This window comes from Sphaerimonospora mesophila (assembly GCF_001417795.1).
Taxonomy (GTDB): Bacteria; Actinomycetota; Actinomycetes; order Streptosporangiales; family Streptosporangiaceae; genus Sphaerimonospora; species Sphaerimonospora mesophila.
Window position 1 is genome coordinate 1 of the sequence record NZ_BCBX01000062.1, and the last position, 25,293, is coordinate 25,293.

At 66.0% G+C, this 25,293-nt stretch carries 19 protein-coding genes; 9 read left to right on the forward strand and 10 right to left on the reverse strand.

Annotation, left to right across the window (positions count from 1 at the left end; all coding sequences use genetic code 11):
* Positions 1–163: 163 nt before the first annotated feature.
* The 10 genes from AP234_RS32785 to AP234_RS32825 form a co-directional block, all read right to left on the reverse strand.
* Positions 164–1,141 (reverse strand): UDP-glucuronic acid decarboxylase family protein, encoded by a 978-nt coding sequence (locus AP234_RS32785; RefSeq protein ID WP_083502647.1) that lies wholly within the window; start codon positions 1,139–1,141, stop codon positions 164–166.
* Between the two features lie 670 nt (positions 1,142–1,811).
* The gene (locus AP234_RS36870) at positions 1,812–2,696 is read right to left on the reverse strand and encodes a glycosyltransferase (RefSeq protein ID WP_152990750.1); all 885 of its coding nucleotides are present in this window, start codon (positions 2,694–2,696) and stop codon (positions 1,812–1,814) included.
* 200 nt (positions 2,697–2,896) lie between these two features.
* A complete protein-coding gene (locus AP234_RS32790) occupies positions 2,897–4,900 on the reverse strand; it encodes a carbamoyltransferase C-terminal domain-containing protein (protein ID WP_055483647.1) in 2,004 nt (667 codons plus the stop codon).
* Positions 4,888–6,171 (reverse strand): glycosyltransferase, encoded by a 1,284-nt coding sequence (locus tag AP234_RS35660; protein WP_152990751.1) that lies wholly within the window; start codon positions 6,169–6,171, stop codon positions 4,888–4,890. The genes AP234_RS32790 and AP234_RS35660 overlap by 13 nt, the downstream gene beginning before the upstream one ends.
* Before the next feature lie 289 nt (positions 6,172–6,460).
* Positions 6,461–8,020, reverse strand: a complete 1,560-nt coding sequence (locus AP234_RS32800; RefSeq protein WP_055483649.1) for an amino acid adenylation domain-containing protein — start codon at positions 8,018–8,020, stop codon at positions 6,461–6,463.
* Between the two features lie 21 nt (positions 8,021–8,041).
* Positions 8,042–10,144, reverse strand: a complete 2,103-nt coding sequence (pabB, locus tag AP234_RS32805) for an aminodeoxychorismate synthase component I (RefSeq protein ID WP_055483650.1) — start codon at positions 10,142–10,144, stop codon at positions 8,042–8,044.
* A gap of 105 nt (positions 10,145–10,249) precedes the next feature.
* On the reverse strand, positions 10,250–11,191 hold the full coding sequence (locus tag AP234_RS32810; protein ID WP_055483651.1) for a hypothetical protein: 942 nt from the start codon (positions 11,189–11,191) through the stop codon (positions 10,250–10,252).
* Positions 11,181–11,462: a phosphopantetheine-binding protein gene (locus AP234_RS32815; RefSeq protein WP_055483652.1), complete on the reverse strand. Its 282-nt coding sequence runs from the start codon at positions 11,460–11,462 to the stop codon at positions 11,181–11,183. Before AP234_RS32815 ends, AP234_RS32810 begins: the two co-directional genes overlap by 11 nt.
* Positions 11,463–11,624: 162 nt before the next feature.
* Entirely contained in the window at positions 11,625–11,864 is a 240-nt protein-coding gene (locus tag AP234_RS32820; protein WP_152990752.1) for a hypothetical protein, read from the reverse strand.
* A 435-nt stretch (positions 11,865–12,299) separates the two neighbouring features.
* Entirely contained in the window at positions 12,300–13,676 is a 1,377-nt protein-coding gene (locus AP234_RS32825) for a condensation domain-containing protein (RefSeq protein WP_055483654.1), read from the reverse strand.
* A 746-nt stretch (positions 13,677–14,422) separates the two neighbouring features.
* Here AP234_RS32825 and AP234_RS32830 point away from each other — a divergent pair.
* The 9 genes from AP234_RS32830 to AP234_RS32870 all read left to right on the forward strand — a co-directional run bounded on the left by AP234_RS32830 (position 14,423) and on the right by AP234_RS32870 (position 25,198).
* Positions 14,423–15,853, forward strand: a complete 1,431-nt coding sequence (locus tag AP234_RS32830; protein ID WP_160330532.1) for a class I adenylate-forming enzyme family protein — start codon at positions 14,423–14,425, stop codon at positions 15,851–15,853.
* The gene (locus AP234_RS32835) at positions 15,783–16,082 is read left to right on the forward strand and encodes a hypothetical protein (protein WP_055483656.1); all 300 of its coding nucleotides are present in this window, start codon (positions 15,783–15,785) and stop codon (positions 16,080–16,082) included. Before AP234_RS32830 ends, AP234_RS32835 begins: the two co-directional genes overlap by 71 nt.
* A complete protein-coding gene (locus AP234_RS32840) occupies positions 16,079–17,206 on the forward strand; it encodes a beta-ketoacyl synthase N-terminal-like domain-containing protein (protein ID WP_055483657.1) in 1,128 nt (375 codons plus the stop codon). The genes AP234_RS32835 and AP234_RS32840 overlap by 4 nt, the downstream gene beginning before the upstream one ends.
* Positions 17,203–17,730: a hypothetical protein gene (locus AP234_RS32845; RefSeq protein WP_055483658.1), complete on the forward strand. Its 528-nt coding sequence runs from the start codon at positions 17,203–17,205 to the stop codon at positions 17,728–17,730. Before AP234_RS32840 ends, AP234_RS32845 begins: the two co-directional genes overlap by 4 nt.
* Positions 17,727–18,452 (forward strand): methyltransferase, encoded by a 726-nt coding sequence (locus tag AP234_RS32850; RefSeq protein ID WP_200926832.1) that lies wholly within the window; start codon positions 17,727–17,729, stop codon positions 18,450–18,452. The genes AP234_RS32845 and AP234_RS32850 overlap by 4 nt, the downstream gene beginning before the upstream one ends.
* A gap of 11 nt (positions 18,453–18,463) precedes the next feature.
* Positions 18,464–20,110, forward strand: a complete 1,647-nt coding sequence (locus tag AP234_RS32855; protein ID WP_055483659.1) for a class I adenylate-forming enzyme family protein — start codon at positions 18,464–18,466, stop codon at positions 20,108–20,110.
* A 124-nt stretch (positions 20,111–20,234) separates the two neighbouring features.
* The gene (locus AP234_RS32860) at positions 20,235–21,227 is read left to right on the forward strand and encodes an inositol monophosphatase family protein (RefSeq protein WP_055483660.1); all 993 of its coding nucleotides are present in this window, start codon (positions 20,235–20,237) and stop codon (positions 21,225–21,227) included.
* A 390-nt stretch (positions 21,228–21,617) separates the two neighbouring features.
* Positions 21,618–23,429 carry an ABC transporter ATP-binding protein gene (locus AP234_RS32865; RefSeq protein ID WP_055483661.1) on the forward strand — a complete coding sequence of 604 codons (1,812 nt, stop codon included), beginning with the start codon at positions 21,618–21,620 and terminating at the stop codon, positions 23,427–23,429.
* A gap of 71 nt (positions 23,430–23,500) precedes the next feature.
* A complete protein-coding gene (locus tag AP234_RS32870) occupies positions 23,501–25,198 on the forward strand; it encodes an ABC transporter ATP-binding protein (protein ID WP_235558529.1) in 1,698 nt (565 codons plus the stop codon).
* Positions 25,199–25,293: the final 95 nt, after the last annotated feature.

Here is a 25,293-nt window from a genome sequence, read left to right on the forward strand (position 1 = left end):
GAGCGCAGCGATATTCACCCGTAGGCCAATGATCAAGAACCTCCGAGTCCGGAAGATTCGGGGCACTTCAGGGCGAGCGATAGGTCCAGCGCGGACCGGAACGGCTCTGCCTGAACAGGTCGGCATAGTCGATTTCGCCCCCTGTCTTCATGCATGCCACGTCCTAAAGGCTTGTGCGTGCCAGCTTGCTGTCCGTCCAGAGTTGTGAATGCTCCTGGAACCAGGCAATGGTGTACCGCAGCCCGTCCTCAATAGGAGTCTTGGGTGTCCAGCCCAAGCGGGTCTGGGCGAGCGTGATGTCAGGGCGGCGGATCTTGGGGTCGTCCTCAGGTCGCGGCACGAAAGCGATCTCCGAGTCGGAGCCGGCCAACTCCTTGATCCACTGGGCCAGCGCGAGCATGGAGATCTCGTGCGGGTTGCCCAGGTTGATCGGTCCGCTGAAATCCGAGTTGAGCACTCGGAAGATGCCCTCGACCAGGTCGTCCACGTAGCAGATGGACCGGGTCTGCGTACCGTCGCCGGACACGGTGATCGGCTCGCCGAGCAGCGCCTGTCTGATGAACGTCGGGATCGCGCGACCGTCGAACGGCCGCATTCTGGGACCGAAGGTGTTGAAGATGCGCAGGATCGCGGTGTCTACGCCGCACGCCCGTCTGAAAGCGGTGGTCATGGCCTCGGCGAAGCGTTTGGCCTCATCGTAGACGCCGCGCGGACCGACCGGGTTCACATTGCCCCAGTACGTCTCCGGCTGCGGGTGCACCAACGGGTCGCCGTATGTCTCCGAGGTGGAGGCAAGCACGAACCGGGCGCCCTTCTCCTTGGCCAGTTCCAGGGCGTTGAAGGTGCCGTTGGAGCCGACTCGCAGCGTGTCGATGGGAAGCCGCAGGTAGTCGGTCGGAGAGGCGGGCGAGGCGAAGTGCAGCACAGCGTCCATGGCCCCCGGGAGTACCAGGTGCTGGGACACGTCTGCCCGGATCAGCCGGAAGCGGTCGCTGGCCATTAGGTGCTCGACGTTAGCGACCACTCCCGTGAGAAAGTTGTCGACACAGTAAACGTCGTAGCCCTCGGCAAGAAACCGCTCACAAAGATGAGATCCGAGAAATCCGGCACCGCCGGTGATGACCACAGCAGGCCATCTCATCTGGTCTTCTTACTGTCATTCAAGCCTTTTATGGCAGTCCAAGAGATCACTACGCGTTCTCCCGATGGTAAATCTCTGGAGCGCTCCCTTGAAACGCTCGTGGAGATCGCTTGCAGTGCATTGGCAGGCTACGATGCGCGCTGTGGCAGCGTCAATAGGGGTCCTCGCGCTTTGATCGGAGAGGGTGCTGATCAATCCGGAGAAACGTTCACGGTGAGTGATGGCGGCCGAGGGCGCCCACGAATATGCGATGCCCCTGGCCACTGTTTCTTGGCCGGATGGCGCGCCAAGGAGAAACTGCACCACCTGCTCGCCCTGGCCCGGACGAACCCGGCCCGCTCGCAAATCGCCCACCGGCTGCACCCAACCGTCTGCTCTGCCGGCCTGGCACAAGTTACAGACAGGCTGCCGCCGGCGATATTCACCAATGGGCTCGACACCGTGATTTGCCGCTTTGATCCGGGAACTCAAGAGCGCCTCTCCTACAGAGCCGCTGACGGATTGGACCTCGACGGGTTGCTGTTTCTGCCCCCCGAGGCGAGGCCGCCACGCCGGGCGGGCCGTACGACCGGTTCTCGCTCGGCGGGCTGATGTCGGGGCAGCGGTCAGGCCGGGTCCATGGCTCGGGCCGTCGGGCGACGAGCCGTTTCAATAGGTTTTCAGACGATATCTATAGTCGGTCCTTGTTCGAGATTCCGCCCAAGTAATACCTGAGCGTGGGTAAACCGGTGGAATGTATCGCGACTCCATCGCGAAGTAATGCCTCCAGTAGAAGACCGTCCGGAGCGTTGTTGAGAACGACATCCTGGGGCGTGATCGTTTCGGGAACAGGGATTCTCAGTAACAGGTCTCGGCGCAATAGCCAGGCCGACATGTCAACCATGACCAAAGGGTCCGTCGTTGACATAATGGTGCTATTACGCACTTCGGCGCCCGGCCCAATGGGGTCGGCCTTGTCGTGAAGCACGTTCCCGCCCGCCGGCCAGGCACCTCGACTGCGGAGGTCGGCAAAGATTCGTTTACCCTGCTCTTCGTCCTGGCACCATGGAAATATTTCATCCAGGTATGGCGAGCCGTCACGATTGAATATCAGGCGGGATGAATGTACTGCTTCGGCTTGCCGCAGTCTCGCGAGAGCGAAAAGGCTCGAGATATGCCTATTATCGAACTCATTGTCGTCGTCCAGGAAGCAGACCCAGGGATTATTCGCATTTCGCACTCCCCAGTTCCACATTCTGCCAAGGCGTGGATAGATATCGGCGGCCCTCTGTGGATTGAACGAATAATCGGTTGGATATCGTTCGGCCCGATGCACGCGAATCCGTCGTTTCGTATCGACTGAGTCGGTACGGTACCACTCGGCGAAACTTGTAGGATCGGGCATGATATCATCGCCGATGATAATGTGCTCGATTTCACCGGCGAAGTCCTGGTCACGGACTGAGGCCGAACAACGAGCCAGGAACCGGGTATCTCCTCGAGTCAGCGTAATGACGGTTACGCCGTCGCCCGGTGCTGGGCCTCGGTTTGCGTCCTGCATCGGCTTCGCATTCAACTTGGTTCATCCTCTCGTTGCTGACTGTCAGCGATCGGGACGGGTGCGCCAGGACCGTTCTCCGACTCCTGGAATATTTTCCATCGCGAGATCAGGTATGTTGATATCGAGAACGCGTCCGGTTTCCGGGCGGGGAGGCTGGGGGTGGGTCAGCAGAGCTGTTATCTCATTGGTCACCCGGACCCTCGGTACATCGGCGGTCATGCCATACCGCTCTGTGGGCCGTACGGCCTCACCCGGATCAGTCGCCGTTGCCATAGGTCCCACAGGTCCTGTGCGACCTGGTGCCGTTCTGACCCGTTGAACTGCACGGCGTCAGCCGCGCCGGTGAGCAGATCACTGACCGCTGAGGTTATGGGCACTCGCGAGGAGGGCCAGTCCCGGAAACCGATCGTGGTCGTCGAGGCGGGGCCACCGGTTCCCGTAGTGACCGTCGAGGTCAGTTGAACCAGCGGGGGTAGCATGACCTGGTTGGTCAGGATCGACTCGGCCTCCACCCGCCGCCTTCGGACGATGTGCCCGTCCAAGACGAGGGCGTCCAGGCCCGTGGTCAGCAGGGTGGCCAGGCAGTCCTCCAGCGATTGCACGATCGGTTCTGCGTTGTTGTTCAGCGAGGTATTGAGGACGACCGGAACTCCGGTGATCTGCGCGAACTCATGAATGAGTTTCCAGAATCGCGGATTGACGGCCTTGTCGACGGTCTGGAGACGGGCCGTGCCGTCCACATGAGTGACTGCCCCGAGCGCCGCCCGACTCGACTCGCGTACCGTCGCTACGAAGCCCATGAAATCGTACGTGGTGTCGGTCGCAGGAAGATCGAAGTATTCATGTACCCTCTCGGCCAGAACGGCCGGGGCGAACGGGCGGTACCCCTCACGCATCTTGATAAGGCTGTTGACACGATCCTTGTTCGACGCCGGCCTGGGATCGGCGAGGATGCTCCGATGCCCCAGGGCGCGCGGGCCGAACTCAGACGCTCCGGTGGCCCAGGCGATGACGGAACCATCCGCGATCATGGTGGCGGCCACGGTCGCGCTGTCAGAGCAGCGTTCCCAGGTGACGAGGTCGTTCCATCGATGGAGGATGGCTTCCGCCTCGTCTTGCACTTCGATCTCCGGACCCCAGAACACGGATCGGATTCGATCAGCGCCTCGTAGGCTTCGTCGGCCGTGTTTCGCCGAGTTCGTCGTTGAGAGCAGGGCCGCGCCGACCGCGGCGCCACTGTCGTGACTGGCGGGGTGGACGAAGACATGGCGGAAGAGCCCAGATTGGAGGATTTTGCCGTTCAAGGTGCTGTTGTGTGCGACGCCGCCGGCCAGGCAGAGGTTGGCGAAACCTTGGGAGGCCCAATATTGGAGCATATGAAACACGGCTCGTTCCAATTGATCCTGCACGGCGGCCGACAGGTTCATGTGTATGTCCTCGAACGGTTCCCCGGCTTTACGCGGTTGATATCCGGCGAGGAGCAGATGCTCCTGGAGCCGATGCGCATCAAGCGAGAACTCGCCGTTCTCCCGAAGCTCGAGGAGCTCGTCGAGTGTCTTCGCGAACTGACCTGGATCGCCGTAAGGCGCGAGACCCATCATCTTGTACTCGTCGAAAGAGCCGTATCCGATGAGTTGAGTCGCGCCCGTGTAGTAATGACCGAGCGATTGGACCGCAGGAGTCGTCCGCAGCAGGTTCAGGCCCTGTGCGTCGGCTGCGTACACCGAACATGATTTGTCCTCGCCGTTGCCGTCCATGACGAGTACCAGCGCTTCGTCGAACCCGGAGTCGTGGAACACGGACGCCGCGTGCGAATCATGGTGGCGGTGGAATTCGATGACGTTGTGCTGACAGCTCTGGCCCAGTGCCAGTTCCAGGCGATTCGCGATCAGGTCACGGCTCCGAGTTGCAGCAAGGCTGGGGTGGCGCAGATAGTGCAGGTCCAGCTCGACATCGAGGTGGTTCTCGTCCCAGAAGTAGGCGATGGCGTCGAGGTCTCCCAGAGTGGCGCCTCGCGCGTCGAGGCATGCCCGTACCGCCCGTGCGGGGAAAAGGTTGGTGTGCTTGACCCTGTTGAGCCGTTCTTCCTCGACGGCGAGTACCACACGATCATCTTCGAGAAGGCACGCGGCTGCGTCATGGTGAAAGCTTCGTTTGACGCCGGGCAGGAACTCGTCGTCCTCGGTCCCGAACAGTCCGCATATCCCTAGTACAAGCACGGTGTGCTCCTTGCCGTCTGAATGGACAACGAAAGGTGGGGGGCTTCCCGTCTATTCTCGGCAGCACGATTCCAAGCATGCCCCAGCTGCGCAGCGGCTTCGTCCCATGTAGGTAGTGCGGGTACGGCGGCGGAGGCCAACGCCGCAAGCTGCTTCCGCCGCCGAGAGTCGTTGAGCAGGGTCAACGTCGCGGCGGCCAAGTCGGAAGCCGTCTGGGCGACGAGTACCGCATCGTCATACCGGTTTCCGAGTCCCTGCATGGCCGAAGGTGTGGTTACAATCGCCTGACCTGAATAAAGCGCCTCGACGAGCTTGACCTTGATTCCTCCACCGAAACGAATAGGACAGAGATATACCGTCGCATTTTCCAGATAAGGGCGAAGCGTGGGGACCTGACCGGTCACGCGCACGCGCGGGTCGCGTCGCGCTGCTCGTTTCATCGTCGGTGTCGGTGACGCCCCGGCGAGGACCAATCGGCAACTGGGGTGGGCCTGCCGAAGAATCGGCCAGATGTCATTGAGCAAGAAGGTAGCGGCATCACGGGTAGGCGCCCAAGAGAAGTTGCCCGTGAACAGCACGTTGGCCTCGCTCGGCGCATCCCGACGCCCGGCTGGTTGAAAAGCGAGGTGATCCCATCCGTTGGGGAGATGTACGGGCGTGATGTCTGGAGCCGCCTGCGTGATCGCCCGGACGTCTTCCAGGGTCACCGCACCGACCAAGGTGGCGCTACGCCATGCGGCTATCTCCTCGCGCCGCGTACGGTGCCACGTTGCCTCCGGGGGCCCCGACTCCCCGGCGAATGAGCGGTGCAGGCAGAACTCGATGTTCTCCTCCACCAGCAGGACGCCAAGGCCTGCCCGGCGGGGCAGGCTTGGCATCATGAAGTAGCCCTCGACGTGCGCGAGGTCGGCAGACCTCACCACCTGCGCCCACTGCCGCACGAATTCTGGGTTGCCGACACGGTCTCTGTGCGCCGCAGGATCTGTGCCGCCGAGGTTCGGAGCCAACGTCACGCTGGCGAATGCCGCGGACACCTCGTCAAGGGCAGCCAGGTCTCGTTCGAACTCTGAGGTAACAATGCCCAAATGGATGTCGAAGCGTTCCGCAAGTCGCAGCAGGGTTTGCGCTTCTCGTACCTGCCCGCCGCTGATGTCGGGGAACGGCAGCTGATTGGTCAGGTAGGCCACGGTCTGGTGATCACGTCTGGGCCGGTGACCGCGCCCGACGGTGACCACCTTTCCATGCTCCGCCTGAGGATTCGCTTGCGCCACCACTTCTCCCCTCGAAGATCGACCGTGATTCGCTCACGGACAGCGTTCGATCGAAGTCAGGTCGCGACCGCCATGGCCGCGCCGGCCTAACGCTTGTGCGGTCTTGTGCCATCGCTACCGTCGGCAGGAGGTATAAGCCATGCCACCGCGGGTCCCGTCGTCGTGATTGGTTGTTCGGCTCGCGATTTGAGACGGCCGGTCCTCGGATATCCAGCCGAACGTCAGGCCTCTGTTCGCAGTTGCTTCGCCGTGGTACGAGCGTCGTGGTCGGTCCGCCCGGTCACACCGATCACCGTCGCCGTGCCGAAGCCGTCGGCCCGATAGTCACCGCCGGACGTTCGAGCGCGGTCCGGACGAGGTCCGATACGGCTGGACGGTCGACTTTCCCGTTGGCGTTGCTGGGCAACCGGCTGACGGTGAGCACTCGCCTGGGAACCATGTAGCCCGGCAGGCTGCGGACCAGTTCAGCGCGCAGCTGGGTCGGCTCGCCGTCCGGGGCCAGGCAGACGGCGTACAGCCCGAGCGCGTCAGCGGCCTCGGGAACGGCCACGACGACGGCGTCGGCGACGCCGCGGAGAGAGCGCAGCGCCGCCTCGATCTCACCGAGCTCTACCCGGTAGCCGTTGATTTTGACCTGCTGGTCGGCCCGCCCGAGGAAGATCAGGATGCCGTCGCGCGTGGTCACCCGGTCCCCGGTGCGATACCAGTAGTCCCGCGGGACCGCCGGAGCACTCACCGCTGCAGGAGTGGGGTGGAACCGGCCGTGGTTCGCCTCCGGGTCCAGATATCCGTCGAAGCGCTGAGGCCCCCGGACGCACAGCTCACCGTCCGGGACCGGGTTCCCCGAGTCGTCCAGCACGGCATATTCGAGCGCCGGATAGGGCAGGCCGATCGGCAGGACGCCGTTGGGCGTGGCCGGCCATTCGTCGGGATCCGCCGGCAGAGCGAAGTCGCTGCAGCTGATGGTGAGTTCGGTGGGCCCGTAGAGATTGATCAGTGTGCTCTGGGGCGTGGCCGTTTTCCAGGCTCGGGCCTGTTGCCAGGTGAGGGGCTCACCGCAGAACAGGCTCTGTCGCAGTGACGGCATGCTGTCCGGCAGCAGCCGTCCGCTGGCTTGCGCCCTGGTGATCGCCGAGGGCACCGAGAACCAGTGGGTGAGGGCGTTGTCAGCGATGAACCTGACTGGCCGCAACAGATCGTTTCGGCTCGGCACGACCAGGGTGGCGCCCGCGGCCCAGACCGCGAACAGGTCGAACACTGATAGGTCGAAGGTCAGATCGAAGCACTGCGAACACCGGGCGCCGGGTGCCAGCCCGTACCTGTCCTGAACCGCTGCCAGGAACGCGGAAACGTTGCCCTGCCGGATCGGCACTCCCTTGGGCCTGCCCGTCGACCCGGAGGTGAACAGCAGGTACGCCTCCGAGTCGGGCTCGTCGAGCAGTGGCGGCAGCGGCGCCGCTGGCTCCTCTTGAACCAGCGCCGGATCCACGACCAGCAGGCGGACTCCGTCGAGGGGCGGGGCAGCGAGCTTCGGGTCGGCCAGCACCAGGCCGGTCTCCGAGGCCGTCAGCATGTGCTGTGTCCGTGCCTGTGGGAAAGCCGGGTTGAGCGGGACGACGGAGACGCCCAGACGCTGTATGGCTAGATAGCCCACGTAGGCGAGCAGGTTTCGGTCGGCCAGTAGACCGATCCGCCGGGGAACGATCTCGAACTCCTGGCGGATACGCGCGGCGAGCGACTCCGCCATGTCGGCGAGCTGCCGGTAGGTGAAGCATTCGCCGCCGACCTCGAGAGCAGCGCGGGTGCCGTGGCGGGCGACTGAGGCGTCGAACCAGTGGTAGAGCATCATGGTGTCTCCGTCAGTGAGGGCTCAAACATCACTCGTCGCTTTCACCGTGTCGCGTTCCGGGAGACGTGTGCCGAGCAGCGAGAGCAGGGGAATCGCCTTGACGGCAGTCTCGTCGAACTCGGCGACCGGGTCCGACATGGCAACGATCGCGCCACCGACCCCGTAACTGACGCGACCGGGCTCCGTCACGAGGGTACGGATGGCGATGCTCAGGTCGATGCCTCCGGACAGTGAGAAGTATCCGATCGCTCCGGAGTAGATCCCGCGGGGCCCGCCCTCCAGCCGATCGATGTTCTCCATGGTGCGCAGCTTCGGCGCTCCGGTCATCGAGCCGCCCGGAAAGGCCGCACGGACGCAGTCGACCGGGCTGCGGTCGGGGCGCAACCGGGCCGTCACGGTGCTGATCAGCTGATGGGCGGTCGCATAGGTCTCGACGGTGAACAGCTCGGGGACGGCCACCGAACCGACGGCCGCGACCTGGGCCAGGTCGTTGCGCATCAGATCGACGATCATGAGATTCTCGGACTGGTCCTTCTCGCAGGAGGCCAGATCCTCCCGGAGAGCCTCGTCCTCCTCGGCCGAGTGGCCTCGCGGGCGGGTGCCCTTGATCGGACGAGCCTCCACCCGCCCCTCGTCGTCGATGCGCAGGAAACGCTCCGGGGAGGTGCTCAGTACGGACAGATCTCCCAGACGCAGCAACGCCGCGAACGGCGCCGGATTGTCCCGGCGCAACGTCGTGTAGGCGGGCCACACATCCAGCGTGCACTCCACAGTGAGCATGTTCGTCAGGCAGATCTCGTAACACTCGCCGGCGGTGATGGCGTCCTGACAGGATTCGATCAGTTTCAGGTAGGTGCCAGGGTCGTGGCGTAGCGATACGGGCACTGCGACCGGGCCCGGCGCCGCGACCGAGGGGCGTGGAGCGCCTGCCAGGGCCTGGATGCGTGCCCGCGTGGCCGCAAGCCAGCTCCGCGCCGGCGCGTCGTCCCCGACGTGCAGCGCGAGCAGATACGTTTTGGAGGCGGTGTGGTCGAAGACCACGCACCGGTCAGCAAACAGCAATGACGCGTCCGGATGCGGGGAGCGGTGGGCCAGGCGAGCGCCGCACTGGGCCTTGAGCTCGTAGCCCAGATAGCCGACCCAGCCACCTCGGAAGTCGAACGGCAGCTCTGCGCCGCCGACGACCTCGGCGGCGCGGAGACGGTCGTCCAGCCAGTCCAGGAACGGCCGTACCTCCCGGCGGGTGCCCTGCCTCAAGCGTACGGTGACCGTGCCGTCGGCGACGTCGGCCGTGACCACCTCCGAGAGTGGGCCGTCGGCGGCTCCCATGATCGAGAAGCGGCCCAGACGCGGATCGGGACGACTGCTGTCCAGCCAGAACGCGAAGGGGTGGTCGAGGAAGAGCTCCTCGTAGACCTGCTCCGCGTCGGATGTCGTGGGCAACTCCTCGACCAGTAGGCGGTACTTCACTCGTCTCGCGGTGTTCGAGCTGCTCGGGCGGGTCGGCAGCGGCCGCCGCGAGCGGACACGCCGGCCGTGCCGCAGGTTGGACTCTTCGCTCAGTTCGGCGAAGTTGGCCAGCAGGCGGTGACCATGCTGGGTCGCGATGGACTCGGGATGGAACTGCACACCCCACTGGGGCCGGTTCTTGTGGCGCAACGCCATCAACACGCCGTCGGGAGTCCAGGCCAGCGCCTCGAGCTCGTCCGAGAGGCGATCGACCGCCCACGAGTGGTAGCGCACGACCTCCTGCGGTGACGGTATGCCGGCGAACAGGCCGGTGCCGTCGTGGAGAACGGGAGACTTACGGCCGTGCCGGGGTTCCGGGGCGAGTGCCATCGACCCGCCCCCGAGCGTCGCGATGCCCTGGTGTCCGAGGCAGACGCCGAGCAGGGGGACGCGGCCCGTCGAGATCACCTCGCGACAGATGCCGAAGTCGGCCGGCACACCGGGTGTTCCAGGACCCGGGGAGATGACGACGTTGTCGAAACCATCGAGGTGTTCCGGCCGCCACCCGGGCTCGTCATTGCGGATGACCGTCGGCTCGGTCCCGGTCACCTCGCCGAGATAGTGGGCCAGGTTGTACGAGAAGGAATCATAATTGTCGATGAGTAGAGTTCTCATGCGAGCCCTTCGGAGCGATTCCGTGCGATGTCCGCGGTGACGTCGGTGCGGCCCGGCATGACGGGCGAGCAGATCCTGAAGATGGTGGGGTCGATCCGGACCCGCTCATGAGGCCGCCTCGGCTGAGCCGGTCGCGCTTACGGACTCACCGGCCAGTTGCCGGCGCCGGGTGAGCAAGGAGACCCGTGCCGGGCGGCCCGCGTCCTCGACGAGCGGGATCCAGTCGTCCGCGACGCGGAAGAAGACCGAGTTCAGCACCTGGGCGTTCGAGACCTGGGCGGCCGCCAGCACCTCCCACCGGACGAGACTATTGATCAGGTGGGGGTCGAAGGCGGTCCAGACTCCGTCGAGCCGGACCTCCGGCCAGTAGTGCTCCAGCGAGTAGGGGCTGGACAGCAGCAGCCCAAAGCTGCGCCGAGCCTCCCATCCCTCTTCGATCGCCCGCCCGACCAGGTACCGGGTGGCCAGCTCACAGTCGGCGAGTGAGGTCGCCGCGACGAAGGAGAGGTCGCCGTATAGAGCCTTGGGCAGGATGTGGAAGTGGAACCCGGAGACCTCACCGAAGATTCGCTGCAATTGTGGGGGGGCCTCACCGGGGCGACCGGAGGTGCCGACCTCGCGGCTCAGGATGAACTTCCGGGCCGTGGAGTCCGCATGAGCCCCGAGGGCCTGCACTTCCGCGGGCAGGCGGAAGTCGCACTGGTGGGCGGGCGCTGCGGAATCGCATTCCGCGACGATTTCGAGGTCGTAGCGGACCGGGCGGTTCTCCGCCACCGCCCGGAGCACGTCAGGCCAGCGTCGCATGGCGAGGTAGCGCGGAGAGGGCAGATGCAGGGCGAGAGAGGTGTTCGCCAGGTCCAGCTCGTCGAAGTACTGCTGCCCACCCGATGAGCGGTGCGGAAAGCCGAGATCGAGCAGAGCGGACAGGATCGGCGCGCGGATCCCGAAGACCTTGAGAACCATCGAGATGTCCTGGTCGAAGACCCGGTGCTGGTCCGGAACCAGCCGCACCCTGTCCGTGATGCCCTGGAGCAGTTCAGTGTTCATGCGGTTCCTCCATGAGGCCGGAGATCACGTTCCAGAGAGCGCCGGGTGAGGCGAAGATCTCGAAGGCCATCACCTCGTCGGGGATCCGCACCAGGAAGACGTCCTCGATCGCCACCAGGAGCCGGACGATGGTGAGCGAGTCGATGCCGAACTCCGCCAGGTCGCTGTCCTCCTGAAGCATCACGCCCGGCGGGATCAGGCCGTCCAAACACTCCCGCAGCACGGCCTCGAACTCGGGGTTCAGCGCGGCGACCGCGAAGTTCTCAGCCACCGGCGGTCTCCCTGCCGGATACGCCATTGCCGACCACGACGAGGTCGTGGCCACTGCCGTCTGAGACGGCCCCACCGTGCAGCACGTGATTCTCCCTTGGAAGTGCGGATACCTGTTACCCGCCGCGATGACCGGGCCGCGGATGCAGCCTCGATTCGCCCGTCAGTCAGCGGCGGCGAAGCGGTCCGGGCTGAGCTCGGCGAGGTACCGGTGCACGGACCGTGCCGAGTTCAGCGTCTCCAAGACCCCGGAATCGGGCGGCTCCAGCTCGAAGCCGAAGCGCTCCTCGAGCAGATGCTGGAGCCAGACGAAGCTGAAAGAGTCGATGACTATCTCGGTGTCGTAATCGATGGGGGCATCGAACACCTGAAGAGCTGTGCATTTAGCGATGATCTCGGTCATCTCGTCGCGCGTCATCATTGATCGTTCACGCCCCGCCTTCGCAAGCGACCGCCGCCACACAATGATGTCTGTCCTTGCGCTGAGGCGGCCAGGATAACATGGAGACAGATGTTTGTAAGGGGAGGGTTGAATCGGCTCACGAACCGATTCACGCACTTGCCTGGAAATGAGATCTGCCGTATAGGATGCCACTGGCGCATCGATGGTCCGCGAACACGAGGCTGTACCCACGTATGAGCCGCGCGACGGTTGCCACAGCAATTCCCAGCCCCGAGTCGCTCTTTCTAACGAGCGTACCCGAAGTGGGCACCCGTGGCCATCCCATCTGATTAAGTAGCCCGTGATCAAGTGTTGACAACGTCTCTACCAGCGCCTTCGTGTCGAATGTTGGGCAGCGGGAGGTGTCCACCGAGTGACCTCGAAAGGGCGTGGAGTCTACGCCGAAATCTGTTCGCTGAGAATCATCCGGTCCATGTCGTCAACTCCTCGGGCGGCGGCGAGCAGGAGCCTCTGCAGTCGTCCGAAGAATTTCTTCACTTCCGTGTCCGGCATAAACTCCGGATCGACGTGAAGCTCTATGTTGAGCCCCGTTTCGAAGGCGGCGGCGTGCAAGTAGAACTGCGTGATGTTCCAGTCGACACTATTCTCCCAGCTCAGGTCGTAATCCTGCGGACCCGCGTCGAGAACAGCCCGGCGCCAGGCGTCGTGGTCGGGGGTGCTGGTGTCGAAATCACCGTGGTAGTTGAAGTATGAGGAAGGGTCGATCAGGCCGCCGCTGGACCGCATCGTGTCGTCAATCACACGTTGTACCTCTGTCGGGTCCGCCATGCCGTACCGCATGGCCAGGATGCTCTGTTTCGCGCTCTCGGTGAGGATCTGTCCGAATCGTGGCCGCCGCACATCGATCACGGCGATCGCGGTGTTCGAACGACACGAGATCTCACACCGGTCCGCCGGCGTGATCCTGTTCGTGGTGGCGAGCTGGAGCGTGGCGACTCGCCGGCCGCGGGGAATCGCATGCGCGCAGGCGGTCGCGGCCAGCAGAACCTGGGCGAGGCTGACCCGATGCTCGGCTGCCAGCAGGCGGCAGGCGGCCAGCGCGCCGACCGAGCCGAACCTGGCAATGTGCAGGCGGGGCCTGGAACCCGAGGGGGCGGGTCGCGTCCCGGTCGCGGATGTGCCGCTCACCGCGCGGCTCAGCTCCTGCTGCCACCGGGCGACCGCTCGGTCGAGATCTCGGCGTCCTTTCGCTGACGTCTCGTAGGCGACCTGGTCGAGCGGATGAGTGGCGGGCACGGTCGGCACTTCCGCGGCTCCGACGAGAAAGGCCTGCAGAAGCTCGAAGCTCCACTGGTCAGTGGAGAGGTGCGAGCACACCAGCACCAGCCGGATCGGCATGCCCGCGTGCCGGATCAGCGCGACACGCAGTGGGAGGTCGGCCTCGGTGAACGGGCGTTCGGCCAGGGCGGCACAGGTCTTGGTGGCCGCCTCGTCCGCTTCCTCAGGGCCTGGGACGTCGACGAGCGAGACGCTCAATGTTCCGGACGAGGCGACGATCTGGAGCGGACCGTCCTCCCCCGCGACGTACCGGGTGCGCAGCGATTCGTGTCGCGTCAGCACCTCGGTGAGGCGGTCGGCGATCTGCTCGGTGGTCCAGCCACTCGGCACCGGCCGTACGACCCGGAGGTTAATTCGGTGCCCGAACTCCTGAAATCTGCCGACCATTTCCCACATGCCACGCTGGCTCCAGGTCAGAGGTCCGGCCCGGCTCGACAGCCCCGCGACGGAGATCACCAGTTCGCTGACATTCATCCACTGCTCCTTCAAACGCTTTCGCGCCGGTCGCGCCGGGAGCGGGTCGGCCGCCACTGGCGCCCCGCTCACAGAGGGTGGTCGTCGGCCAAAGCTGATCACACAAAACGCCTGGCAGTAAGCGATTGGTATGCGCCTATTAGGCTACCGCCGCTCTGCATGGAACTCAAGATTCTTGACAGCGCTCCCACGCGGAGTTAGCTTGAGACGACAACGAAATCAAAGCGTAATACGCCTTCGGCGTCGGCTGCATGCTTGATTAATGGGCGAGAGAGCAGTCCCAAAAGATTTGTGTCGGCACGGATGTCTCGGCATCATGTCGACGCTGGAGTCCGGGGGCGCCCCTCATCAGAGTGCCGAACCTCGGTGCGAGTGTCGCCTCGTGACTTCCGCCGCGCACTTGTCCGTGCCGTCTTATCCCTGCTCAACGGCTGTTCAGACTATGCGTGGCGAGCGCCCGGAGTTGACCGGCAAGCGTGCCTCTGGTGCACGCCTGGGTTCAAGGTGGTGGTGTGCCCTCTGCGCTGCGCAGACTTCTCGTCGTCATCAACGGACTGTAACGCTGACGTTGAACATACATTCTTTTGTCGTCCAGGAATCCGGTTTCCGGGTGTTGACAAGCCTCATTCGTTATGGATTGTAATAGGGTTGACACAGTGAGGTTGGATGGGTTGTCATCCAAATCCGTGGACCTTCACCGGGCGCGGATGGAGACCGATGAGAGCACCGATCGGAGCGATGGCCTGGTGGGAAAGTCTGTCCACGACTCAACGCTGTCGATGTCCGCACGGGAGCTGAGCGACCGGTTGTGCGGCGTGGAATCGAGCGATCCGGTGTGGGTCGACGAGTCGGGGACCTTCGACCGGCAGGCACTACTCCAGGATGTCGCCAAGTGCTTCGATCTGCTCGAGGCGCGTGGTGTCCAGCCAGGCGACTGCGTTGCCGTGCAGCTCCCTCCCGGCGCCACCTTGTTCGCGTTGCTCCTGGCCATCTGGCGGTTGGACGCCCGCGCCATGCTCTTGGACCACCGGCTGACCGCCGCCGAGACCGCTTCGCTGACCCGGCTGTGCCCGCCGGCGTTCCATGTGCGTGCCGCAACCGGGGCGACGCACTTCACCGGTCGGTCCGAGTTGGAGGTCGTGCCGCTGACCGGGGCGTTCCCGCTTCCGCAACAGGTGTGCCTCGTACAGTTCACCTCCGGGTCGACCGGGCAGCCCAAGGTGGTGGCACGGTCGGCGGCGTCACTGGACGCGGAGATCGACCGGTATGCCGCCATCGACGATATGCCGGGCCGAGACGATCGGCTTCTCCTGCTGTGCTCACCGATCCACGCCTGGGGCCTGATCGGCGGCATCCTGTACGGGCTGGCGGTCGGCCTACCCGTCCTCTTTCCGTCCGCGCAGCACGGTGGCGCGATCGCCCGTGCGGCGACGGCGCTCGAGCCGACGGTGATCTTCGGGGTGACGACACACTTCGAGCTGCTCGGAGCCACGGCGGATCTGCCCAGGTTGCCGCGACTGCGCATCGCCACCAGCGCGGGGATGACGACCAGTCCGGCCGTCGCCGAGCGGTTCAGGCTGGCGACCGGCTGCCGCCTGGGGCAGGTGTACGGCTTGACCGAGGTCGGCGTGGTCACCGCCGACCTCGCCGGTCGGTTTGCCCCGCCGTCCGTCGGCCGGCCCGCTCCCGGCATCACCGTCCGGACAACCGGCGGTGAGTTGTACATCCGGCTCGATGAGACGCCTTATCTCGTCGACGACGGCGTGGCCCGGTTCACCGGCGGCTGGTTGCGGACGTTCGACCGCGCGGCGATCGACGAGGCGAGCAATACGATCAGCATCCGCGGCCGCGCGGATTCAGTGGTCGCGATCGGCGGCATCAAGGTCGATCTGATGGAGATCGAGCAGGTGCTTCAGCAGCATCCCGACGTCGCCGCTGCGGTTGTGACGTTCGGGAACGTGATCGAGGCGTTCGTGGCGGCCCGCAACGGGCTCACGGATCGGGCGCTCGCGGCGTGGATCCGGGAACGGCTGAATCCCCTAAAGGCGCCGAAGCGGTACTACCTGCAGGAGCAACTCATCCAGACACCGACCGGAAAGGTTGTCCGTGAACGAGCACAACTCCTCTCCGCGTACCGAGAGCAGCGAACACCAGCCCTCGACGAAAGGGATCAGTAAGGACGAGGTCCGCAGCATCCTCACCGATTGCGAGTGCGCCGGGCTGCCTAAAGAGATCGACGACGACACCCTGCTCGTCATCGACTCCTTTGCCGCGATCTGGATCCAGCACCTCTTAGAGGAGCGGCACGGCGTCGTGGTGCGGCTCAGCGGCGAGACCGCCGACGTCGACTCCGTGGACAGCCTGCACGTCCTCATCAACCGTAATCTGGGCGTCGGAACCCCATGACGGCGAAGGTCTACGTCAGCGGCTTCGGCGTGTTCAGCGCTTTCGGCTTCGGACCGGAGGCGCTCTTCGACGGCGTCTTCTCCGGATCGCCGGCCTTCCGCATGGTCACCCGTTTCGACGTCTCACACTGCCGCACCGGCCAGGCGGCCACGTATCCAGAGGCAGCGGTCAGTCCGCCGGATGCCGGGCCCGGTCTGGAGACCGTCGAGGTGGCGATCGCCTGCGGGCGGCAGGCGATCGAGATGGCCGGCTGGCGCGACCCGGCAGAACTTCCCGTCGTCCTGGCGACCAAGGTGCGAGCGCCCTCCGTGGAGCCGGAGTCACCCGCCGAGATCACCGAGCGGGTGGCCGATCGCCTCGGCCTCGGGCGGCCGAGGCGTACCTTCGTCAACGCCTGCTGCGCCGCGACAAACGCGATCATCCACGGAGCGCAGTTGGTCCGGGCCGGTGTGACCGACGCGGTGCTGGCGGGCGGAGCGTTTCTGGTCGACCGGCAGGCGTTCAACCTCTTCGACTCCGCACAGGCGCTGGCGGCCGACGGGCAGTTGCGTCCTTTCGACCAGGACCGGCAAGGCGTTCTGCTCGGAGACGGCGGCGCGATGCTGCTGCTGGAGTCTGGGGAGAGCATTCGCGCGCGCGCCGCCCAGCCGCTGGTCAGGCTCGCCTCCTGGGCCATGACCAATGACGCCTTCCATGTGGCGCAGCCGCACGCGCAAGGCGCCGGTGTCGCCGCGGCGGTCACCGCGGCTCTTCAGCGCTCCGGTATCGGCCCCGACCAGCTCACCTATATCAACGCCCACGCCACCGGCACCCCGCTCAACGACGCCGCGGAGGCCGCCGGGCTGCACACCGCGCTCGGCCGACACACGGAGCAGGTGTTCGTCAGTGGGACGAAGAGCACGACCGGCCACGCGCTCGAGGCCAGCGGCGCGTTAGAGGCGGTCATCACGCTGCTGGCGATGCGCTCGTCGACGCTGCCGCCGACGGCCGGGCTGCGCCGGCCGGACACCCGCCATCCGCTGCGGCACGTCAGCGTGCCGGAACGAGTCGAGGTGCCGTACGCGTTGAGCCTCAATTCCTCGGTGGGCGGCGTCAACGCCGCGATCCTGCTGGCCGCCGCATGACGACGCTGCCGGCTTTCGAACTCGTCACCAGCGCGAAGGTCCATGCCGGTCCGGAGCTGCCGCAGCTGCCCGGTTTCATGGTGTCGGACTTCGCCCCCCTGGCGTACGCGGCCGTCCGCGAATGCGTCGGCGATGCGCGGTCGGGCCACCTGCTCAAGGGCATCGGCGATCGGGGCGGAATAATCCTCGGCTCACAGCGTTTCGACACGGTCACCCTGGAGTTGTCCGTTGAACACGTGAACCGTGGCCGGGTGAGCCCCATCCTCTTCTACCAGGTGGTGCCGACTGCCGTTCTCGGCCAGATCGCCCGCGACTACCGCCTGACCGGCCCGGTGAGCTGTGTGGCCGTGACCGGTGACGCGCGCGACGAGGTTCTGGAACTGGCCCGCCTGCTCCTGGCGGACCAGGGCGCGGAGTGGGTGCTCGGCCTCACGGTCAAGTTGGACCCCGACCCCGCGAAGGCTTTCGCCACCGCCGACCTCGTGCGAATTGCGCCCGGGCCGGCCGACCGGAAGGAGTCATGATGGTCTCCTCCGGGACCGGGCCGTCGAAGGGCGCCGTGGTGCGGGGCACGTGGCTCGTGAGCAGCACCGCCGCTGGAGTCACCGAACCGACTACCTTCCAGCTCCAGGGCCGGCAGTGGGACCTGTTGCCGGGCGTGTTCGCTCCCACCTACTGCGCGTCGACCGGGTTCTTTACCGAGTCCATCCCGTTCCCGGTCGGCGGCTCGTTCCTCGAGGTGGGCAGCGGGGCCGGGGTCACCACAGTGACGGCGGCGGCGAAGGGATGCGCCAGGGTCGTCGCAACGGACATCAGCGCGGCGGCCGTCGAGAACACCAGGCTCAACGCCGCCCGGCACGGGCTGTCCGACCGGATCGAGCTGTATCTCGGAGACGTGTTCGACGGCCTGGAGCCGGAGGAGCGGTTCGACCTGATCTTCTGGAACTCTCCGTTCATCGATTCCGGCGCCGACGGGCGACCGGTTCACGACGACACCCGGCAACGTCTGCGGCAGGCCGTATTCGATCCCGGCTATCGGGCACATGAACGCTATCTCGCCGGGGCCGGCGCCCGGCTGACCGCCACCGGCCGGTTGCTGCTCGGCTTCAGCGATCTCGGCGACCGCGACATGTTACGCCGCCTGGCCACCGGCGCGGGCTACCGGATCTCGACTCTGCGCACCTCGGGAGACCTCGTGCGCGGTATCGACTATCAACTCCTCGAGTTAGTGCCCGATGACCAATAGGAGATGCCACCATGGGGGCCACCTTCGTCCCGTCCGACGTACGCCACGCCATCGCCGCCGACCCGGCGGTGGGCGGAGGTAACGCTCTCGAGATGGCGATGCGGGTCAGCCCGGACCGTCATGCTCCGTACCTCTTCGCCGAGCTGCCGTTCCACGACTCGCACGGGAACCTGCGCGATCAGCTGAGTCTGGCGGAGCTGGCCGACCTCGTCGGTGCGTGGAGCGCGTGGTACGCCGCACGCGGCGTCGGCCCCCGCGACCGGGTCGGAGTTTATGTGCGGGACAGCGCCGACGACTTGATCCACTGGCTGGCGCTCAGCCGGCTGGGCGCGATCGCAGTACTGATCAACGGTGAGATGGATCCCGCCGTCGCCGTCGCCTATCTGCGGGGTACCGCGCCCGCAGGCCTCCAGACGGACGACATCCGGCTGGCGCGGATCACCGGCGCTCTCGACCCGGAGACCGACCAGTTCTGGGTGACCTCGATCAGCACCACCGTCGCGTCCGGGGACGTGCCGGTGCCGCCGCCGTTCCGGCACTCGCCGGGCGATCCCGTCCTGATCTGCCACACCTCGGGCACCACCGGCACACCGAAGTCGGTCATCTGGACTCATGCGCAGATGATGGTGGGCATCCGCGCGCACCTGACCCGGTTTCAGGACCACCCGAAATCGCTGATCCTGTCCGCCTTGCCCCAGTCGCACGGGTCGGCGATCGGCTACGCCATACTCGCGATGCTCTCCGGGGTGCCCCTGGCGCTCATGTCGGATCGGAGTGGCCGGGCGGTGGCCCGGGCGGTGGGCCGCTACGGCGCGACCATCGTGGTTGGCTTCGCGGTGACGCACGCCGAGTTGGCGCTGCAGCAACTCGACGCGACCGATCTCAACCTGGTCGAGCGCTGGGTGAGCGTCGGCGACGCCTCGCACCATGCGCACATCTCTCGGCTGGTCGAGCGGGGCCGGCATTGGGCCGGCGCCGATCCTATGCCCGGCTCGATGTTCGTGGACGGTTTCGGCTCCTCGGAGTTCGGCTGGGGTGATGTGCTGAGCATGATCACAATTCCGGGCGTGGTGCCACCGCATCGCTGTCTCGGCGTCGCCCAACCGTTCGCCGAGGTCGCTGTTCTCCGGCCGGATGGTACACCGGCCGAGGCGGGCGAGGTCGGGCTGCTCGGTGTGAAAGGCCCGACGGTGACCCCCGGTTACTGGAACGACTCGGACAAGACCTACCGCAGCCTGTTGAACGGATACTGGCTTTCCGGAGACCTGGTCTACCGCGACGAGGCGAACCGCTTCTACCACGTGGACCGGGCGGTCGACGCCATCCGCACCGCCAGCGGGATGGTCTACTCGGTCCTCACCGAGGAGATCCTGCTGGCCCACCTGCCCGAGATCGACGACTGCGTGGTGGTCTCGGCGGAACAGGACGATGGCACCTGCGCCATCGCGCTGGTCCACCTGCGCGACGGCCACGACACCAACGGAATGCTGGCCCGGGTCAACGAGGTGCTGGACGGCCTGGGCCAGCCGCCGCTCGCCGACGTCCGGGCGGTCGCCGTGCGATCGGTCCCGGTCGGCGTCACCGGCAAGGTGCTCAAGCGCACGCTCCGCCAGGAGTACGCCTCAACCGCCGCCCAGCCGGCCGGAGTGCCGCAGTGACGGCACCCGGAGCCGTCCCGTCTGACGACGTGGAAATTGCTTTCCGGCGTGGCGGATCTCGACGTCACCATGCGAGGAGTTGCTTTTCCAGCAGTACGCCGAGGCGGGTCGCGAAGAAGGTGGCGTGACGGTCTTGCTCACGCATCGCTTCACCACCGCTCGGGCCGCCGATCTCATCGTCGTCTTGGACGGCGGCCGGTTCACCGAGGTCGGCGCCCACGACACGCTGAGCCAAGTCAACGGGCTGTACGCCGCTGTTCCGTCTGCGGACCCGGTGCTTCGTCTGACCGGCCGGACCCCGTGGGCGCCAGCCGCTGACGAGCTTCAGGAGCGAGGAGGAGTTATGAACGTGGAGCGGTTGGTCGAGATCGCCGTCGAGGTTTCGCTGAAGGTGGGCGGATTCCTCCGGGAGCAGTTCCGGCAGCAGCCCTTGTCCATTCGGAAAGGCACCAGATATGACCGGGTAACCGAGATCGACGGGCTGGCGGAGGAGTCCATCCGGACTGGATTACTCGCCGCCTGTCCGGACTCGGTCGTCATCGGCGAAGAAAACGGAGTATCCGGTCGAGGCGACGTGCGGTGGTATGTGGATCCCATCGACGGCACCTACAACTTCGCGCGGGGAATTCCGCTCTTCTGCGTCTCGATCGGCGTGGTCACGGACGGAGCCGCACGGGGTGGATGCGTCTACGACCCGGTCCGGGATGAGATGTTCACCGCGGGCGGAGGTGACCTCCGGATCAACGGCGAGCCGGTGCGCTGGCAGGGGCACGGGCCGCCGCTGTTGCTGACCGATCTGGCGGAACGCCACTTCCATTCCGGGACCGGGTCCGGGGAATACTGCGGCCTCCGCCAGATCGGCTCGTCGGCGCTGGCCCTGGCCTGGGTAGCGGCCGGTCGCGCCGATTTGGCGGCCAACCTCAACGTTTACGCCTGGGACGTGGCGGCGGGGCGCGTCCTGGTCGAAGCGGTCGGGGGCGGTTACGTCGGCCTGCCGGACGACGTGCTGCGAACGGATCGGCGCGGCGGATTCGTGGCCTGGGGCCCCCAGCACGTGTCGCTCGGTCGGAACCTGGAGGAGCGGCTGCGACGCGCGCCCATCCAGGACGTGGCGTAGCGTGCGAACAATTGAAGTGCACACAGAAATATACTCGATCAGGGAAGTGAGATTGGACAGGGTAGCCCCCAATATCCACATCAGATATACTCGGCCGCAACTTGGGCACTGCAATTTGCCGCAGTCGCCGATTTCCCTTTTCGCCTCAGCAGACCTGATCGTACCGCTGTCACGTGCTCTGAATTCGTGAACCACAATTACTTTCTGGCGATCGGGTCTATTTAATCGCGTTGCGGTGAGGTGGTCCCGGCGGCAGTGTTTGTAGCAACGCGGGCCGGCGCCTCCGAAGCACGGCCCCGAGCAGGGCAACCGCAGGCTACTAGGAGGAACGATGTCAAGCACCCGCGTCAGGCGCACGCCGGCCCGCACCCTCTGCGACGGAGACGATGCGTGAGCGCGGATACGAGTCGGCAGTCGCCTCCGGCCCGGCGTTGGGCGATGCCCGCCCTGATCGGGTACGCCTTCGCGCAGTCGCCGCTCATGGCCGGTCTGACCGCGGTCCTGGCTGTCCTCGCCGGTGCGGCGCCGGTCGGGATCACCATCGGGATCGGCGAGCTGGTGGGCGAGCTCACCTCCGCGATCGGCCAGGGCCTGGACACGCCGGAGGCACGCGATTGCTATCGGTGGATCGCCGTCATCGTCGTGTTGTTCTTCCTCACCCACCTCGCCGAGTCGGCGCGCACAGCCCTGGGCCGCGCACTGGGCCGCCGGGTGACCGGCCGGCTGGGCGAGCGTGTGATGACGGCCGTCTCCGAGCCGGCGACCATCGGCCATCTCGAGGATCCGGCCTACCTAGGCCGACTCGCCCGGGCCCGGGGCGAGGGAGTCATCGACATGCCGCCCGGAGAAGCGATATTCGGATCCTCCACCAAGGCCTCGATGTGGGTGACCGCCATCGGCTCCGCGGCACTGCTCGCCAACCTCAACTGGGCACTGGGAGTCATCGTCCTCGCGGTCTTCGCCGCGATCCACTTTCGGCTCGTCCGGAACTACCGGATCGCCGTCGTCGAGAACGTGAGTCAGACGGAGAAGCTCCGGCGTACGTCGTACCTACGGGACGTGCCGACCACGCCGGGCCCCGCCCGGGAGGTTCGCCTCTTCGGTCTCACAGCGTTCTTCCGCGATGCCTACCAGTCGCAGTGGCGGGCGAATATGGCGGAGGTCTGGCGCCGGCGGCGCGAACATGATCTGTTCGTCGTGGTCGTGGTCGTGACCACCGGCCTCACCGTGGCAGCGGTCTTCTACTACCTGGCACACCAGGCTGCCATCGGCGACTCGACGGTGGGGGACCTGGCGACCGGCGGGCTCGCCATCCGTGCACTTCTGCAGATCCTGCGGGCGGACGAGGACGAGCTCCGCATCGGCTTCGGCTCGAAGGCGGCCGCCGAGGCCCTCGCCTTTCCCTCCGTGGCAGGGTCGGCGGACGCAGCGCCGGTCATCGAACCGCCGGACGCGACGATCTCCTGCAGGGATCTGCGCTTCCGGTACACCGACACCACGAGCGAGGTGCTGCACGGCATCGATCTCGACATTCCTGCGGGTCAGTCGCTGGCCATCGTGGGACTCAACGGGGCCGGCAAGACGACGCTGGCCCGGCTTCTCGCCGGCCTGGACGCGCCGAGCGGGGGCTCCGTACTCGTCGGCGGGACGCGGATCGACGATGTCAACCGGCGGAGCTGGCAGCGGCAGGTCGTCGCGGTCTTCCAGGACTTCGGCCGCTACCAGCTGACGATCCGGGACAACATCGCCTTCGGTTCTCTCGCCCACGCGGACGACGATGAGGGCCTGCGCGCGGTGGCGGCTCAGGCCGGGCTCCAGGAGTTCATCGAGAGGCTTCCGGACGGCTGGGACACGGTGATGGCCGACGCGTCGGGCGGCGAATGGCAACGTATCGCCATCGCCCGCGCTATGTTCGGCCTGCGGCACGGCGCCCGGTTGCTGATCATGGATGAGCCGGCCGCAAGCCTTGACGCCCGCGCCGAGGCTCAGCTCTACGACACATTCCACGAGCTGACGGCCGGTGCCACGACGGTCGCGATCTCACACCGGTTCGCAACCGTGCGCAAGGCACAGCGAGTGGTGGTGCTCGAGGACGGTCGGATCATCGAGGACGGCCCGCACGAGGCCCTGATCGAGGCCGGCGGACGGTACGCCGAGCTATTCCATCTGCAGGCGAAGCGTTTCCAGGAGGCCTCGTCGTGATCAGCCCGCTCCGTTTCGTCCTCACGCTCGGGCCCCGCACCGACCCGGCCAGGACCCCGATCGTCGTGGCAGTGGCGATTCTCGAGCAGGCGACCGGGGTCGGTCTCGCGATTCTGCTCGGACTGTTCAGCGAGGCGGCGAGCCACCACTCGACGAGCAAGGTGCTGGTGCTGTCGCTGTGCCTGGCTGTGTTCGTGATGCTTACCCAGGGCACGTTCATCGCCGGCTATTTCACTCGGCTCCGCCTGTCGGAGGAGATTCAGAACGAGGTCGAACGCCGGTTCATAGACGTGGTTGGTACAACGCCGACGCTGGAGATCCACGAGCGTCCGGACCGCGTCGGCAAGGCGGCTGCGGTTCGCGGTGGTCGCGCCGACATCCGGGAGGGCTTCGACCGGGTTCTGTGGCTCACCGGAGCCGCGCTTGTCTGGATGTCATCGGCCGTCCTGATGGCCTCGGTCGTTCCGATCCTCGCGGTCCTGCCGCTTTTCGCCCTCCCGGTCCTGCTGGCCACCCGGGTGGCCGACCGCAAACGCGGTGAGGCCGTCGAGCGGGCCGAGCCGCGTACCAGGCTGGCCGAGCACCTGTTCACGCTGGCCGCCACCGCCGGACCCGGCCGCGAGACCCGGCTGTTTGGATTGGCGGCCGAGCTACGCCGACGGCACCGCGAGCAGTGGGATCGCAGCGGCCGCGACATCGCCGTGACCGATCTGCGATCCCGGATACCGCTCGCGCTGGCCTGGCTGTTGTTCGTGCTGGCCTACGCGACCGCGATCGTTCTAATGGTGCGGGCCGGCTTGACCGGTGACGCCTCGCTCGGCCTCATCATCGCGGCCATCGCGGTCAGCAGCCAGATCGTCGGGCAGGCGCAGGCCCTGCTGAGCCAGATCTTCTGGGTGTTCGAATCGGTCCGGGCCGCCCGGGTGTTCCTCGAAGTCGTTGAGGAAGGCGCCGCGGAGCGAACGGCCGTCGTGCCGGCCTCGCCGGCGGCGGTTCCGTCCCGGCTGACGGGCGGCATCACGCTGGAGAGGCTTGGCTTCCGGTATTGGAATCGGGATCAACCTTCGCTGAGCAATGTCGATCTTGAGCTGCCGGCCGGCGCCGTGGTGGCGCTGGTCGGTGAGAATGGCGCGGGGAAGTCGACCCTGGTGAAGATGCTCTGCGGTCTGTACCGGCCCGGGGAGGGCCGCATTCTGGTGGACGGGACCGATCTTGCCGAGTTCGCCCCGGAGCAGTGGCGTGCCCGGGTCACGGCGGCTTTTCAGGATCCGGACCACCTCGAGATGTCGCTGGGTGACTCGGTCGGGCTGGGCCGGCTAGAGCACAGCGAGGATACGGAACGGATCCTGGAGGCGTTGCGGACGGCCGGTGGGAACCGGTTGCTGGACTCGTTGCCGGAAGGGCTCCAGACCCGGCTCGGACGCAAGTCGTGGGACGGAGAAGGGTTGTCCGGTGGTCAGTGGCAGACGGTCGCGAACGCCCGCGCCGCGATGCGGCAGGAGCCGTTGCTGCGGGTCCTGGACGAGCCGACCGCCAGTCTGGACGCACGGGCTGAGGAGTGGCTGTTCGAGCAGTACGCCGGTTTGAGCCGCTTACAGGGAGGCGTGACTGTCCTGGTCACGCACCGTCTCACGACCGCTCAGGCGGCTGATCTCATCGTCGTGATGGACCACGGCAGAATCGTCGAGGTCGGCACCCACGACGCATTGAGTCAGTCCGACGGGCTTTACGCTGAGCTGTTCCGCCTGCAGGCGCGTTACTTCGTCTAAAGCGCGTAGCCAGTAGTTCTGTTATTGACGCTCTGTGAGATTCCCCAGGTCGTTGGACTTCCGCTCTTGACAATCGGCCGACGACCACGCTGACC

Coding starts and splice junctions, on each gene's coding strand:
- AP234_RS32825 (WP_055483654.1), bottom strand. CDS start 13,676: ATGAATGTCAGCGAACTGGTGATCTCCGTCGCGGGGCTGTCGAGCCGG.
- pabB (WP_055483650.1), bottom strand. CDS start 10,144: ATGAGAACTCTACTCATCGACAATTATGATTCCTTCTCGTACAACCTG.
- AP234_RS32845 (WP_055483658.1), top strand. CDS start 17,203: ATGACGACGCTGCCGGCTTTCGAACTCGTCACCAGCGCGAAGGTCCAT.
- AP234_RS32785 (WP_083502647.1), bottom strand. CDS start 1,141: ATGAGATGGCCTGCTGTGGTCATCACCGGCGGTGCCGGATTTCTCGGA.
- AP234_RS32800 (WP_055483649.1), bottom strand. CDS start 8,020: ATGATGCTCTACCACTGGTTCGACGCCTCAGTCGCCCGCCACGGCACC.
- AP234_RS32840 (WP_055483657.1), top strand. CDS start 16,079: ATGACGGCGAAGGTCTACGTCAGCGGCTTCGGCGTGTTCAGCGCTTTC.
- AP234_RS32810 (WP_055483651.1), bottom strand. CDS start 11,191: ATGAACACTGAACTGCTCCAGGGCATCACGGACAGGGTGCGGCTGGTT.
- AP234_RS32850 (WP_200926832.1), top strand. CDS start 17,727: ATGATGGTCTCCTCCGGGACCGGGCCGTCGAAGGGCGCCGTGGTGCGG.
- AP234_RS32820 (WP_152990752.1), bottom strand. CDS start 11,864: ATGACCGAGATCATCGCTAAATGCACAGCTCTTCAGGTGTTCGATGCC.
- AP234_RS32855 (WP_055483659.1), top strand. CDS start 18,464: ATGGGGGCCACCTTCGTCCCGTCCGACGTACGCCACGCCATCGCCGCC.